Genomic DNA, 12,934 nt, shown 5'->3' with positions numbered 1-12,934 from the left:
TAAACATTTTAAAGAAAAGTGCGGGGGAAGATAAAGAAAATCAAAGATTTTCAAACCTTCCAGCCCTCATTTTTCTAAAGAAAAGTGCGGGGGAAGGGATTCGAACCCTCGAACTCACTAAGAGACAGGATATCTCCTTCCAAACGAAAGAGTGTCTCGCTTTGGATGCTTAAGTCCTGCGCATTTGACCAGGCTTTGCTACCCCCGCGTAAAATAAAGGAGAACTCTTCCTTTTTTAAAGGTTATTTTTTTAAACACAAATAAAAGAATGAATAAATCCTTATGAAAATTAAAAAAAAACAGTGTTTTAAGACGATGAAACTTTTAAAAAATAGTTTTAAGAATCAAAAGGTTTTTAAAAAGACCAAATCTTCGAATTTCTTAATGGAAAACAAAGAAATTAAGAAAAACGAATATGTTCATGCTAAAAAATCAAAAATACATAACACTGGTATATTTGCTAAAAAATTCATACAAAAAGGAACCCTAATAATAGAATACATAGGAGAAAAAATATCAAAAAAAGAGTCGGAAAGAAGAGCGGACCAAGTCTTAGAAGATTCAAAAAAAAATAAAGAAAAAGGCGCGGTTTACATATTTGAAATAAACAAAAAATATGACTTAGACGGAAACGTACCTTACAACATAGCTCGTTTCATAAATCATTCTTGCAATCCTAACTGCGAATCAGAAATAATAAATGAAGAAATATGGATAAAAGCAATAAAAGACATAAAACCAGGAGAGGAACTCAAATATAATTATGGATATGACGTTGACAATTTCGAAGAACATCCTTGTCGTTGCGGATCAAAAAAATGTAAAGGATACATAGCATCAGAAGATAACTGGAAAAAACTAAAAAACTTACTAAGAAAAAATTTCAAAAACAAAAAAGTACTAATAGCATATTATTCAAGAACGGGAAACACAAAGAAAGTAGCAGAATACTTAGCAGAAAACATGGGTTTTGACGTAGATGAAATAACAACGGATAAAAGAGATGGAATAATAGGATATCTAAAAAGAGGATATGAATCCGCGTCGAATAAAAAATCAAGAATATCATTTAATAAAAACCCTGAAAGCTATGACTTGGTAATAATAGGAACGCCTATTTGGGCATATAATATAAGTTCGCCAATAAGAACATACTTAGTATTATGCAAAAACGTAAACGTGGCAGCATTTTGTACGATGAGTGGAAAAGATCATGGAAACGCGTTCAAAGAAATATCTCAAAACATAAAATCTTTCAAAGGATTACTTAATATTAATGAAAAAACAATAAAAAACAACACTTTTCAACATGATTTACTAGAATTCTTTAGAAAAATAGAACTATGAAAGATTTCTTAAAGCTTCTACAATTTTCTTAGAAGTTACATTCCAATGAAAATCTATAAGCACGGTTTCTCGAGCATTAAAACCCAACTTAGAAGCCCGCTTAGAATCTCTTTTAACAGATTCAAGTTTCTTAAACAATTCAAAAGAATGTTTCTGATTAAAAATCAAACCATTCTTATTATTCTTAATATATTCTTTAATAAAACCAACAGGAGTAGAAATAACAGGCAAACCAGAAGCCATAGCCTCAAGAGTAGTCAAAGAAGTAGTCTCAGTTAAAGAAGAAGTAACATAAACATCCATTAAATTCAAATAAATATGGACATTATTCTTAGAACCAGTCAAAACACAACCCTCAACACCAGAAAATTTATTTTTGATACTTTCTAATCCATCACCTACAATTAACAACTTAGAATTCTTATGATTCTTTCTAAACCACTTAAAAGCTCTTAATAAAGTAACAAGATCTTTCTCATTAGCTAATCTGCCATGATTACCAATAACAAAAGAATTTTCTAAGCCAAGCTCTTCTTTCAATTTATTAATTTCTTCTAATTCCTCACGTGTTCGTCCAAAAATAGGTTTAAAAATATCGCAATCAACACCTAAAGTAGCAATACTTTTCTTAGTAGTAATACCTCTCCAAGCTAAAGCATCAGATAAAGCACCAGAAGGAGTAATTAATAAATCAGGCTTATTATAAATAAACTTAGTGAACATTTTAGAAACAGGATATAATAATTTTCTTAAAAAAATATTACGCGTAGACATAGGAACAAGCTCCCATTCAAGACTATGAATATAAGTAGCAACTTTTTTATTTAGTTTCTTAGAATAATAAATAGCCAAAGAACCAATAGGGCCAATAGTTTGAGTAAATACTAAATCAGCCTTCCTAACTTCGCGTTTAACAGTCCTAAAACTAAACTTAGGAGCAACATAATCGCCTAAACCAAAACGAGACTTCTTAATTTTAACTAAACGATAACCTTCAGGCTTAAATGAACCAAAATCAGGAGCTATAACAGTCACATCATAATGCTTTAATAAACTAGGAATAATCTCAGACAAAAAACGAGATATACCACACCACCTAGGAAGAAAATTATCTGTGGCTATTAACAACTTTTTTTTAGGAATCATCTTAACTTATAAAACACCTCGACCCTTTTAAATTTATATCTTAAACCATTCAAATAAGCCTTAACAAAAACCGAAACAAACAAAACATTAACTAAAAAAGTATGAGAAAAAAAATTAATCTGACTCTTAAATTCCTTCAAAGCACGAACTTTATACTTAAAAGTCTTAGAAACATCAACAATTAAAAAAGGATTATTCCTCTTTAACAAATTCCAAATATTCCAAACATCAAAAGAATAAACATCACTAACCAATTTCTTTTTTCTACTAAGCTCATCATAAATACCAAGAACAACTTCCCTAACAAATCTATGATCTGGTAACAAATCATCTCTAGAATGAGTAAAAATCATCTCAGGATCATACTTCAAAAAAATATTAAGCAATTTACTACGCATCTTTTTCTTCAAAAAATCTTCTTTCATAATACCATCTTTTATACCAAGAAAAAACACGCCGCTACCACCAATAATCTTATCAGCCTCTCTAGACTCTTGAACCCTTATCTTAGCAATATAACTACGCTTAACATGAGGATGACTTAACTCACCATACGAAAAAATAATAGTATAAACATTATAACCTTCCCTAGCAAACTTAGCCATTGCACCCCCTGGACCAATAACCTGATCATCTGAATGCGCACAAACTACTAAAATATTCTTTTTTTCTTCACTATCGCGTTTTTCCATAAAAATAACCTAATTAAGCTAATAACTAATAAAAAACTTTCTTATTTAAAATGTTTTTGTGTAAAAACCCTTCTAAATCAAAACATATAAAAAGAAAAACCATTATTAACACCACATGGACCTATTTGAATGCATACACACAAGAAGAAGCGTAAGAAATTATTCAAACAAAAAAATAGAATTTGACAAAATAACCTTGATACTAGAAGCAGCCACAAAAGCACCAACTTCAGGAAACTTACAAGATTACAGATTCATAATAGTAAATGACAAAGAAAAAATAAGAGCGCTAGCAGACCATTGCAACGAACAACACTGGATAGCAACAGCACCAACACTAATAATAGTGTGCGCAGACACAGAAAGAACAGAAACATATTATGGATTAAGAGGACAAAGATTATACGCTGTTCAAAACGCAGCAGCAGCAGCACAAAACATATTATTAGCAGCACACGCATTAGGAATAGGTGCTTGTTGGATAGGAGCATTTAACGAAGAATACATATCAGACGAATTTAACCTTCCTGGAAAAGTAAGACCTCAAGCAATAATAACACTAGGATATCAAGAAGGCGAACTCGATCCAAAAACAGAAAATGACTTAGACGCAATGATATTCTTTAATTCATACGGATCAAAAGTAGAAAACATGAATTTATTAATGAGAGAATACAGCAAAGAAATTGATAAAGCATTAGCTAGAGGAGACAAAAAAATAAATCAAAACATAAAAACATTCAAAGGAAAAATTAAAACATTATTCTCAAAAACAAAAGAAAAATTTGAATCAAACAACAAAAAATAAGGAATTACCATTGATTAAGAGAAGACTCAACATTACTAAGCCAACCACTAAGAATCTTTCTTAGCTCTTCTTTCAAAAAAGCTTTATCTTTAGGTCTGTAAAAAAATAAATAACCGCCCTTATCTAGATTTTGTTGTCGTCTATCTAACAAGTTCTTTTCATGAAGACTCTTCAAACTACGCTGAACTGTGGCTAAGCTGACATCAAGAAAAGTAGTCACATCGTGAGCTGTACTCCAATCTTTATCAAAAAGCAATTCTAAAACATCTAACTCTGTTTTAGTAATCCCGAAGCCACAACGCATAACTTCCTTCAAATCCAGTTTTTTACAAGCAAAATCAATCATCTTAAACAAATAATTATTTCTTCTTTAAAGATTCTTCTATTTCCTTTTTTAGTTCATCTTTTTGCCTAAAACCAACAATTCTGTTAATCTCCTCATTACCTCTAATAACGGACAAACTAGGAATGCCTCTAATCTGAAAATTATTAGAAAGCTCTTGTTCAGTTTCAGTATTAACTTTTCCAAATTTAACTTTTCCTTCATATTCTTTACTAAGATCTTCAAAAACAGGACCCATCATTCTACAAGGACCACACCAAGAAGCCCAAAAATCCAGAACTACAGGGACATCTGATTGTAAAACTTCTTTCTCAAAATTATCTTTTGTAATATTAATTGTTGCCATAAAAACGCACCTCCATATCAAATAATTCGCGGTACTGTGAGAAATATGAGGTTCTTTAAATACTTCACTAAGAACATCAAAAAAACAACAAGAAATGAGATTCTAAGATTTGATACGTCGAAGAATACTATTTGATTCATCAAAAGAATCACCGTTCTTCCAAACAAAATAATCTTTAATTAACACATCATAATCTTGCTTAGAGAAACCCATATCAACAACGCCAATAGAATCATGAGAATCCCAACTTTGACTAAAATTATTAAAAAAATCTTTGTTCTTAAAAGAAGCCAAAAACAAAAAATTAACGCGTTCACCAAATAATTTCTCAACACACTTAACCAAATAATCTAATTTATTAACGTCATATTTTTTTAAACTATTAGATTTAGACTCAACAATAAACAAATCATCTTTATAAGTTCCTAAAAAATCAAACTCAAAAACAGGAGAAGAACCACGATAAAACTTAAGATTATGATTATTCTGAAAAATATCATAATTACTTGTAGGAACATCATCTTTAGAAAAAAAAACAAAACCTGACTCGTATAAAGATTTTTCGACAAAATACTCGCTAAGCACACATTTAATTTCGCTTTTAGTCACTTTATCATAAAAGTCAAGTCTTTCTTGAATTTCATCAAAATTAATATCTAAAGATTTAAAATTATAAACGCTAAGAAAATCAATCAAAGAAGCCAAACTAATATTTTTTTTATTCATTAAATAATAGTTACAAAAAGATGTTTAAATAATTTATGAAAAAAAATAATTAAAAAGAAAAAAAAGAAAAATTAATCCTGAGCATACATCTTAAATTGATCAGCATTATAACGCCATTTAGCTTCAAGAATTCCTTTAGTCTTGTAATACTTAGCTAACCTTCTAATCTTAGAATCAGTAAGCTGTAAACCGCGCTTAGCAGACATATCTTTCTTATTAATTTCAAGATGCTTTCTAAGCATAACGGATTTCTTAATCAAAGCCAAAAAATCTTCAGGCAAATCTTGCTTAACCTTCTTTTCCTTCAAAATCTGAGTTATAGTTTTACCTGTAACAACTTTGATATCAGGAATACCATACTGATCTCTTAAAAAAATACCTATTTGACTAGGTTTTTTTTCTTCTTTAGCATACTTAACAACTAATAACTCAGCTTCCTTAGCAGAGTACTTTAACCAACCAGGAACAACCTTTTTTATAGGTTTAGTGCTTCCTGAAACACCTTTTGCACGTGAATGCATCCTTGCCATAATATTTCACCTTTTAATTGTACTGGACGGAGAAAAAAACTCGTAAAAACAAGTATTTCGAATAAAAACCAAAAGGCTTTAACTCTCCGGTTTAAGCAAGCCAATAATTGACCGACTTATCCATCAAACAAAAGAAACCAAGTTTTTTTTATAAATGTTTTTATATTACTTCTTCTTATAAGAAAAATATGAGTTCAAAAACACTAAACAAATCAGAAATAAAACAACTAAATCAAACACTTAACGATTTGTATGGAAAAGAATTCTTTAATAAAAAAGATTTAATTCAAATAACACAAAACCCTATAAAACACATAAAACTAAATAAAGAACCAGTATTTTTCTTCGAAAAAGAAAAACCAATACCTTTGCTGAAGTTATTGCTGAAAGAACAATTTCTAAAAACAATAACTGTTGATATGGGTGCTATAAAATTCATTTGCAACGGCGCAGACGTAATGAAACCAGGAATAACTGATTTAGATGAAAACATAAGAAAAGGAGAAATAATAGTTATAGTGGATGAAAAAAATAAAAAACCTTTAGTTGTAGGAGAAACACTTTATTCAGGAGAAGAAATAAAACAAAAAACAGATGGGAAAGTGATAAAAAATTTACATTTTATAACTGACAACAAATGGGATTTAAATTAAGAATAACTACGATTCAGTAAATATCAAAAAATGTTTTAAATCTAACAATATTTCTTTATAATATTAGATTAAGTCAAACTAATAATTTGAGAATCAATAATAAATAATCTTTGATGTATCAAATGGAATTATGGCAAAAAATAGAAAAAGGGCTCTCGTTAATAAATGAAATATTCGAAAAAACAAACGAAGATAATTACAAAGTATTAATGCCTGAAATAACAAATATAATTATAGGGCAAGACTACGAACAAGTTTTCTCAGAAACCCAAGAAGATTTCTTTAAAAAAGGACTAGAATACGCAATAAAAAAACATCTTGGAGATTACAGAGATAACGGATTACCTTACGCAGTTCATCCAGTATCAACAGCGTACTTACTAGCAACGTGGAACAGACCTTTATACTTAGTAGTGTCGGGATTACTGCATGATGTACCTGAACATCAAGGAATAGATGAATTAAACAATATAAATTCAAGATTTAAAGAAAAAGTCTCAGAAATAATAGATTCAGTATCTATATTCTAAGAAGACAGAACAAAAAGAGACTTTACACAAAAGAAAAAAATACTAACAAAAACTAAAGAACTAGGAACATATGACCCAATAATATTAAAATTAGCAGACATAAGTCATAACTTAGAAACAACACAATATATGAAACCAAAAAATAATGTGTCCGCGGAAAGAAGACAAGAAATATTCATTAATAATGTAATAAATAATTGGTTACCTTATGCAAAATACGTAGATAAAAAAATTAATATGGAATTTGAAATAGCGCCATATATGAATTATTTAATAGAAAAAAATCAACAAATCTCAACAATTTTATTGCCTGCACCAAAATAAAAAAAACAACTCGTATTATGATGACGCATAATTTTCTTAAACTTAGTTAATTGCTTCCTAGCTTTAACAATCCTATAAGAACACTTAACTTCATAAAGATGCAATTCATCTCCTCGCTTAGCAACAACATCAACTTCACCAATAATTCTTTTCTTTTTCTCAAGTCTTAGATGGGTAGAAATATCATCATAATCAGGCCGTAATTGCCTTACAAGTTTCTCGACGTAACGGTCGTGCTTGTTTAGTTTTTTTATGGTTTACACCTTCAAAAAAGGTAACGAATGTTTTTTGTATACCAGTATTATAATTTATTCATTTTAAATTATATAAACATTGTTGTACTAGAACAGCATTATAACAAAATAATAAAAAATTTATAAAAACAAAAATAAAAACAAATAATTAAGATGGAAAATTGCATATTTTGTAAAATAATAAAACAAGAAATACAAGCACATAAGATATACGAAGATGAAGAAACAATAGTAATATTGGATATAAATCCTGCAAGTAAAGGACATTCTTTAGTAATACCAAAAAAACACTACGAAAACTTACAAGACGTAACAGAAGAAGCACTGAAAAACATAATTGTGACAACAAAAAAAATAGCAAAGAAATTACAAGAAAAATTGAACGCGACAGGAATAAATGTAGTGAACGCATCAGGAAAAGATGCACAACAAACAGTAGAGCATATACACTTTCACGTAGTGCCAAGATATAAAGAAGACGGCTTAGACTTATGGTTTCACGGAAGAAAAAAAGAACTAAATGTAGATGAAATTAAAAAACAAATAATTAATTAAAGTTTCTTAGTGATGCACAAAGTGTAAATATCTTCGCCAAAAAAATCACCAAACATAGTGTTTTTCTTTTTATCAAAAATCTCAAAACCTAATCTTTCATAAAGCGACTCATAACGCTTACTATTAGAAGAAAATAATTCACCATAATATTGGTTTTGCCCAGCATCTCTAACCATTGACTCGAAACTAGTAAGTAATTCTAACCCAAGCGATTTTCCTCTATAATTAGGAAGCATGTTTAAATGCAAATGAGCAGGCACATTAGGATGCTTCGGAGCTTCTTTAATAGCTTCAGTAAAAGACCACTTCACAAAATGCTTACTAGATTCATGATTGTTATAATGACCTAAAACATATCGTCCAATAAGCTTAGATGCTGACTTTAAAATATGTAAATTCTTATTTAAAGCACCAATCATGTAACCAACAACTTTGCCTTTATCTTCAACAACTAAAGCGTGCTCGGGTTAAAAACGCAAATAAGGATCCACAATCAATTCGGAAAAAAGAGCTCTATCTTGAAAAAAAGAATCAATAGGTTCTCCCCACAGCCCAGTCTCTGCACAAATATCTCTAATAGATTGCCTATCTTCTGGCTTATAATGTCTTATTAAAGGATTTTTATTTGACATTTTACGTTTTTAAAAATTATTTTTTTGATTTATAACTAGACAATATATTCGTATTCAAATCAAGAAATTTCACAGTGTTATAACTAAAAATATTTTCACGCATATCTTTTGCAACGTCATTTAAAAAATGATGCAAATAGAAAGGGATGTGATTTGAAGATATTAAATTAGGATGCTCTAATTCCTTTTCTATTTGATTAATTGATTTATATAAAAAAACACTTTTATTTTTTGAAAAAATGACTAATGGATTTTTCATAGGTTTTCCAAACAGAGGCTCAAACACAATTTCTTCTAAATCAAAAAGCGATTTTTCTTTAACTAAATCTAAATAAGCACCATCCATACCGCTAGACATTTCTTGCAAAGCATGATTTGAGGATTTCAAAGTAATATTTTTAGAATGTCCAAACACATTTTCTTTTAGAGGAGGTTCTTTATCAGGAATTGCAAAATTACCAATAACTAAAGGTATGTTTGTAACATTAAATTTTAAATAAAATGATTTTCCAGAATTATTAATGGGGTATTTTCCTTGAGGAGTTATATAAGTGTTTAAGTTAGGCAAAATTTGCATAAAATTTTCATATGCTTCCACAGATGCTCCTGCAGGCAAACCTGGAATCGCAACGGCATTAAACTCTTGTTCAGAGTATGCGTCTAATTTTCTAGCATGTGTATTTGCTTTAAAAGATGCATTGTGTAAATATTCTCCTAATTTATGAAAAAAATTAATTTTGACATTATTTAATTTTGACATTTTTTTTACTCCTCCTAAGATGTACTTTTTAAGTAATTTTTAACTGTCGGAAGAACAATTAACTTATAAACTTTTCTTTTTTAACTACTATTTAATAGTAACAAAATATGTGTTTTGATTATTTACTATCAAAATCATTCAAATTAAACTGACCTTTACGCTTATTTTTTTTCACAACAACCTTCTCAACACTCAAATCCTGACCAACTTGCTTCTTAATACTAAAAGCAACACTCTCCCCAACAAGCTCAACAAGACTACTGATATCAATACTCTTAACATCTTTAACGTTCTTAACACCATTATTAAACAACTTACGAGCCCGAACACGACCAACACCCTTAAACTTAGTCAAAGGCAACAACTCTTCCTTAATACCCTTACTCAAACGCTCACGAATAACATGAAGACGCAACAAATCCCTCTTAATACCAGGAACAATCTTAGAAAGCTCCTGACAAGAATACAACAACCAATTACCCCGCTCAACCTTAACATTAAGCTCACCAGGAGTAACACCATAAGAATCAAACAAAAAATCTTCTGACTTCTCATCCATCCAATCCTCTAAAACCAAAGCAGTCTTAACACTACCAAGAAAATCATAATAATAATCAGAAAAAGAACTAGGCTCCTCAACCAAAAAATCAGACCCTAAAATCTTCTCTTCAATCAAATCCTGATCCTTTTTCCTAAGACTAAAAAAAGGACGCATCTCATTAACTCCACAAATCAACTGCAAAACACCAAAAACAGAAACTTCATCCTTAACAAGCAACAAACCCTCGATTAATTCATAAGCAGTAAAAGGATCCAAATACAACTCAGAAACCCTACGCCCAAGCCTAGTAGCATCCAACTTAAAATCAGACTCCAAAGCACTCCTAAAAAAATTATTTTCTCTAGACGAAATAATAAAACCATACTCTTCCAAAGAACTAATAACGCGCAAAACTATTCCTTTTAACTTATCAGAATCTTGATACTGAAAAGCATACAAAGTCAAAGACAAAAAATCCATTAAACCAGAAAAAGAACTAACATAACCAGAAGCAACTAAAGACAAAACATAAGTACGAAGAACAGGCTCAACAGCCAACTTAGAACTAATATCCTCAGGAAAACCATTAATATACTCCTCCCAAAAAAATTCTTTCTCCTCAGAAGAAGAAGCAATACAAATAGCCTCCCCAAAAGAATCAAAACTAGGACGACCAGCCCTACCAGCCATCTGCTCATACTCCAAAACAGGAATAGGAACTGAACCCCAACCAGGACTAAAACGCTTCAAATCCCTAATAATAGTACGAAAAGCAGGCAAATCCAAACCAGCACCAAGAGTAGTAGTACTACAAATAATCCTAATAACACCAGAACGAAAACCCTCTTCAATCAAACGACGCTGAACACTACTAAGACCAGAATGATGAAAAGCAACACCATTCCTCAAAACCTTACCTAAACGCTTACACTGCTTAGTAGGAGAACCTAAAACTTTCTCAACCCTAGAACCAAGAACAGAAGCCTCCTCAAAAAAACTAAGCTTAGAAGAAACACGCTCAGCACAAGCCTCAGCACTCTTCTTAGTACCAACAAAAACAATACATTGCTTACCAATACGAGAAACATCTAAACAAAGATCAACAACACCATCCCCAGTAACCCTATCAATAACTATCACAAACAAAAAGAAAACAAAACACTTTTTTAAATATTCACCCAAAATGACCAGTGAAAAACAACTATTCCATCAAATATATAAATAAATATTCTTTTCAACAAACCATGAAACGCAGAACAACAATAATACTAGGAATCATGTTCATATTAGTATTAGCCCTAAGACTATTCATAGCATTTCAAACAGAAGACATAACATACGACGCTTATTTCACACTAAGGAATATAGAAAACATAAAAGAAACAGGACTACCATTATTCAAAGACGAATTAAGCTACTCAGGAAGAAACAACGTTTTCAGCCCATTATACTACTACTTACTAACAATATTCTCGTTTATAATACCAGAAATGCTAGTACTAAAAATAATACCTAACATACTAGCAACATCAATCATAATAATTGTGTTTCTATTCTCACTACACTTATCAAAACACGAAGACGCATCACTAATAACAGCAGGAGCATCAGCAATAATACCAGTATACTTCTCAAACACAATAAACAACGCATCAATATACTCCTTAGTAATACCTTTATTTTTCTTATCAGCATACTACTTCCTAAAAACAGTAAGCAACTCAGAAAACTTATGGAAACTATTAACTTGCCTAATAATACTAGCACTATCACACGCATCCTCACTAATACTAGCATTCAGCTTACTAATATACGTAGCACTACTAAAAATACAAGGATTCAAAAAAAGCTCAAAAGAACCAGAACTACTACTATTCTCAATATTCCTAATAGTATGGTCTAATCTAACAATATACAAACAAGCAATAACAACACACGGATCAGCAGCAATATACCAAAACGTACCAATACAACTAATACTAGAAATATACAAAGAACTAACATTCATAGAAAGCCTATACTGGATAGGAACAATACCATTACTATTCGGAGTAATAACCATTTACGACTCAGTATTTTCATCAAGAAAAAAATCAGTAACTATGCTAATATCAATATGTATAACATTCTTTTTCTTATTATGGTTTAAACTAATAAACATATACATAGGACTAATGTTCTTAGGAGTAACAATGAGTATATTAGCATCAGGAACTCTTGGAAAAACCCTAAATTATGCAGAGAATCTAAAATTCAAAATAACAAAAACCCTAACAAAAACTTTGATAATAATACTAATATTAACATCATTTATACCAGCACTAACATATTCATTCTACGAAGCATCAAAAGTACCAACAGAAAACGACAAAGAAGCATTCGAATGGATAAAACAAAACACAAACAAAAACGCTACAATACTAGCACTACCAGAAGAAAGCTCAGCAATGAGCTACTACGCGCAAAGAAAAAATGTCATAGATCAAAACTTTTTATTAATAAAAAACATAGACTTAAGATACAGAGAAACAAAAAAAATATATGATGATCGATTCTTAATACCTGCTTTAACAAAACTAAACTATTATTCAGTAGACTACATATTATTATCTGAACACGCAAAAAATAAAGAAAAAATAACAAACCTATTTTACGAAGACAACGACTGTATAAAAAAAATATATGAAGGAGAACAATCAAAAACAGAAATATTCAGCGTTAACTGCGTAGTCACACTAATAGAATAA

General features: G+C 30.3%; 16 protein-coding genes and 1 tRNA gene. 7 read left to right on the top strand and 10 right to left on the bottom strand.

Annotation, left to right across the window (positions count from 1 at the left end):
• Positions 1-85: 85 nt before the first annotated feature.
• Positions 86-208: transfer RNA gene (locus tag KO361_01705), tRNA-Leu, on the bottom strand.
• A 176-nt stretch (positions 209-384) separates the two neighbouring features.
• Between KO361_01705 and KO361_01700 the strand changes: the two genes are divergently transcribed.
• Positions 385-1,347, top strand: coding sequence for an SET domain-containing protein-lysine N-methyltransferase (locus tag KO361_01700; GenBank protein ID MCC7574280.1), 963 nt, complete (start codon positions 385-387; stop codon positions 1,345-1,347).
• On the opposite strand, the gene KO361_01695 is transcribed toward KO361_01700, so the two are convergent.
• Positions 1,342-2,493: a glycosyltransferase family 4 protein gene (locus KO361_01695; GenBank protein ID MCC7574279.1), complete on the bottom strand. Its 1,152-nt coding sequence runs from the start codon at positions 2,491-2,493 to the stop codon at positions 1,342-1,344. The two genes, KO361_01700 and KO361_01695, sit on opposite strands and share 6 nt — an antisense overlap.
• The gene (locus tag KO361_01690; protein MCC7574278.1) at positions 2,490-3,185 is read right to left on the bottom strand and encodes a PIG-L family deacetylase; all 696 of its coding nucleotides are present in this window, start codon (positions 3,183-3,185) and stop codon (positions 2,490-2,492) included. Before KO361_01690 ends, KO361_01695 begins: the two co-directional genes overlap by 4 nt.
• 115 nt (positions 3,186-3,300) lie before the next feature.
• Here KO361_01690 and KO361_01685 point away from each other — a divergent pair, with 115 nt between their 5' ends.
• A complete protein-coding gene (locus KO361_01685) occupies positions 3,301-3,993 on the top strand; it encodes a nitroreductase family protein (protein ID MCC7574277.1) in 693 nt (230 codons plus the stop codon).
• Between the two features lie 4 nt (positions 3,994-3,997).
• Here the strand turns inward: KO361_01685 and KO361_01680 are convergent, their stop codons facing one another.
• From KO361_01680 to KO361_01665, 4 genes are all read right to left on the bottom strand, one after another.
• Complete coding sequence (locus tag KO361_01680; protein ID MCC7574276.1) at positions 3,998-4,339, bottom strand: MarR family transcriptional regulator; 342 nt, start codon at positions 4,337-4,339, stop codon at positions 3,998-4,000.
• A gap of 13 nt (positions 4,340-4,352) precedes the next feature.
• Positions 4,353-4,682, bottom strand: a complete 330-nt coding sequence (gene trxA, locus KO361_01675) for a thioredoxin (protein MCC7574275.1) — start codon at positions 4,680-4,682, stop codon at positions 4,353-4,355.
• A gap of 102 nt (positions 4,683-4,784) precedes the next feature.
• Complete coding sequence (locus tag KO361_01670) at positions 4,785-5,408, bottom strand: hypothetical protein (GenBank protein ID MCC7574274.1); 624 nt, start codon at positions 5,406-5,408, stop codon at positions 4,785-4,787.
• 71 nt (positions 5,409-5,479) lie between these two features.
• Positions 5,480-5,938: a 30S ribosomal protein S15 gene (locus KO361_01665; protein MCC7574273.1), complete on the bottom strand. Its 459-nt coding sequence runs from the start codon at positions 5,936-5,938 to the stop codon at positions 5,480-5,482.
• 188 nt (positions 5,939-6,126) lie between these two features.
• On the opposite strand from KO361_01665, the gene KO361_01660 reads away from it, so the two are divergent.
• The 4 genes from KO361_01660 to KO361_01645 all read left to right on the top strand — a co-directional run bounded on the left by KO361_01660 (position 6,127) and on the right by KO361_01645 (position 8,254).
• Entirely contained in the window at positions 6,127-6,591 is a 465-nt protein-coding gene (locus tag KO361_01660; GenBank protein ID MCC7574272.1) for an RNA-binding protein, read from the top strand.
• Between the two features lie 122 nt (positions 6,592-6,713).
• Entirely contained in the window at positions 6,714-7,121 is a 408-nt protein-coding gene (locus KO361_01655) for an HD domain-containing protein (GenBank protein MCC7574271.1), read from the top strand.
• Between the two features lie 129 nt (positions 7,122-7,250).
• The gene (locus tag KO361_01650) at positions 7,251-7,445 is read left to right on the top strand and encodes a hypothetical protein (GenBank protein ID MCC7574270.1); all 195 of its coding nucleotides are present in this window, start codon (positions 7,251-7,253) and stop codon (positions 7,443-7,445) included.
• A 407-nt stretch (positions 7,446-7,852) separates the two neighbouring features.
• Positions 7,853-8,254, top strand: a complete 402-nt coding sequence (locus tag KO361_01645; GenBank protein ID MCC7574269.1) for an HIT family protein — start codon at positions 7,853-7,855, stop codon at positions 8,252-8,254.
• Here KO361_01645 and KO361_01640 read toward each other — a convergent pair.
• From KO361_01640 to KO361_01630, 3 genes are all read right to left on the bottom strand, one after another.
• Positions 8,251-8,673 (bottom strand): GNAT family N-acetyltransferase, encoded by a 423-nt coding sequence (locus tag KO361_01640; protein MCC7574268.1) that lies wholly within the window; start codon positions 8,671-8,673, stop codon positions 8,251-8,253. The two genes, KO361_01645 and KO361_01640, sit on opposite strands and share 4 nt — an antisense overlap.
• 229 nt (positions 8,674-8,902) lie before the next feature.
• Complete coding sequence (locus KO361_01635; GenBank protein ID MCC7574267.1) at positions 8,903-9,646, bottom strand: hypothetical protein; 744 nt, start codon at positions 9,644-9,646, stop codon at positions 8,903-8,905.
• Between the two features lie 118 nt (positions 9,647-9,764).
• Complete coding sequence (locus KO361_01630) at positions 9,765-11,327, bottom strand: hypothetical protein (GenBank protein MCC7574266.1); 1,563 nt, start codon at positions 11,325-11,327, stop codon at positions 9,765-9,767.
• A 104-nt stretch (positions 11,328-11,431) separates the two neighbouring features.
• Here KO361_01630 and KO361_01625 point away from each other — a divergent pair, with 104 nt between their 5' ends.
• Entirely contained in the window at positions 11,432-12,934 is a 1,503-nt protein-coding gene (locus KO361_01625; GenBank protein ID MCC7574265.1) for a hypothetical protein, read from the top strand.

Source organism: Candidatus Woesearchaeota archaeon, from assembly GCA_020854775.1.
GTDB lineage: Archaea > Nanobdellota > Nanobdellia > Woesearchaeales > 21-14-0-10-32-9 > 21-14-0-10-32-9.
This window is presented reverse-complemented; position numbering and strand designations above follow the sequence as displayed.